At 67.2% G+C, this 1,742-nt stretch carries 1 protein-coding gene and 1 pseudogene; both read left to right on the top strand.

Annotation, left to right across the window (positions count from 1 at the left end; translation table 11 throughout):
- Nucleotides 1-83: 83 nt before the first annotated feature.
- Nucleotides 84-1,595, top strand: coding sequence for a leucyl aminopeptidase (locus JMF90_RS35755; RefSeq protein WP_054928041.1), 1,512 nt, complete (start codon nucleotides 84-86; stop codon nucleotides 1,593-1,595).
- A gap of 34 nt (nucleotides 1,596-1,629) precedes the next feature.
- Nucleotides 1,630-1,742 (top strand): annotated as a pseudogene (locus tag JMF90_RS35750) (DNA polymerase III subunit chi); the annotation flags it as partial.

The following is a 1,742-nucleotide window of genomic DNA, read 5'->3' as shown; positions in this document are numbered from 1 at the left end:
GGAGCGCTCGCGCCGCCACGGGAAAAATAGCGGATAATTGCGGCTTTCATCCTTAGCCCAGATTTTATCCGAGGACAAGCGCGATGGACTTTAGCATAAAAGGCTGTGATTGGAGCAAAGGCGAGGCCAAGGGGTTCCTGACCGGGAAGTCCGACTGCATCGTGCTCGGCATCTTCGAGGCGCAGACCCTGTCGGGCGCGGCGCTCGACATCGACACGGCCACCAAGGGACTGATCTCGCGCGTGGTGAAGGCCGGCGACATGGACGGCAAGCGCGGCAAGACGCTGTTCCTGCACGAAGTGTCGGGCATCGGCGCGTCGCGCGTGCTGCTCGTCGGGCTCGGCAAGCAGGATGCTTTCAATCAGAAAGCCTATAACGATGCGGCGACGACCGCCTGGCGCGCGCTGCTGGCGACCAAGGTCGTCCAGGTCACGTTCTCGCTCGCGCAACTGCCGGTCGACGAGCGCAGCTCCGACTGGGGCGTGCGCGCCGCGATCCTCGCGCTGCGCAACGAGACCTACCGCTTCACGCAGATGAAGAGCAAGCCGGAACCGGCGTCGCACACGCTCAAGCGCGTCGTGTTCAGCGTCGACCCGGCGGACGAAAAGGCCGCGAAGGTCGCGATCAAGCAGGCCGTCGCGCTCGCGAACGGGATGGATCTCACCCGCGACCTCGGTAACCTGCCCGGCAACGTCTGCACGCCGACCTATCTCGGCAACACCGCGAAGAAGATCGCGAAGGATTGGGGCCTGAAGGCCGAAGTCCTCGGGCTCAAGCAGATCCAGGCGCTGAAGATGGGGTCGTTCCTGTCGGTCGCGCGCGCATCGGTCGAGCCGCCGCAGTTCATCGTGCTGCACTACCAGGGCGCCGCCGCGAAGGCCGCGCCGGTCGTGCTGGTCGGCAAGGGCATCACGTTCGACACGGGCGGCATCTCGCTGAAGCCTGGCGAGGGCATGGACGAGATGAAGTACGACATGTGCGGCGCGGGCTCGGTGCTCGGCACGATGCGTGCGGTCGCCGAGATGGGCCTGAAGATCAACGTCGTCGCGATCGTGCCGACCTGCGAGAACATGCCGGGCGGCAATGCGACGAAGCCGGGCGACATCGTCACCAGCATGAAGGGGCTGACGATCGAGGTGCTGAACACCGACGCCGAAGGCCGCCTGATCCTGTGCGACGCACTCACGTACGCCGAGCGCTTCAAGCCGGCCGCCGTGATCGACGTCGCGACGCTGACGGGCGCGTGCGTGATCGCGCTGGGCGGCCACAACAGCGGGCTGTTCTCGACGAACGACGCGCTCGCGGGCGAACTGCTCGACGCGTCGCGCGAGGCGAACGACCCGGCATGGCGCATGCCGCTCGACGACGAGTACCAGGATCAGCTGAAGTCGAATTTCGCGGATCTCGCGAACATCGGCGGGCGCCCGGCCGGCGCCGTGACGGCCGCGTGCTTCCTGTCGCGCTTCACCGAGAGCTATCCGTGGGCCCACCTCGACATCGCGGGCACCGCATGGAAGGGCGGTGCCGCGAAGGGTGCGACGGGCCGTCCGGTGCCGTTGCTCGCGCAGTTCCTGATCGACCGCGCCGGCCAGTGATGGCGGGGCTGACGACGCTGCGGGTGCGCGGGCAATGACGCGGATCGATTTCCACTCGAACGTCGGCGATTCGCTCGCGTACGCGTGCCGGCTGCTGCGCAAGGCCTATCAGGCCGGGCAGGCCGGTCGTCGTGCCTCGCCGAGCCC

This window comes from Burkholderia sp. E168m23 (assembly GCF_016586125.1).
GTDB lineage: Bacteria > Pseudomonadota > Gammaproteobacteria > Burkholderiales > Burkholderiaceae > Burkholderia > Burkholderia orbicola.
This window is presented reverse-complemented; position numbering and strand designations above follow the sequence as displayed.

Bases quoted from the DNA above. Each gene is read 5' to 3' on its own strand.
- JMF90_RS35755 (WP_054928041.1), top strand. From the start codon at position 84: ATGGACTTTAGCATAAAAGGCTGTGATTGGAGCAAAGGCGAGGCCAAG.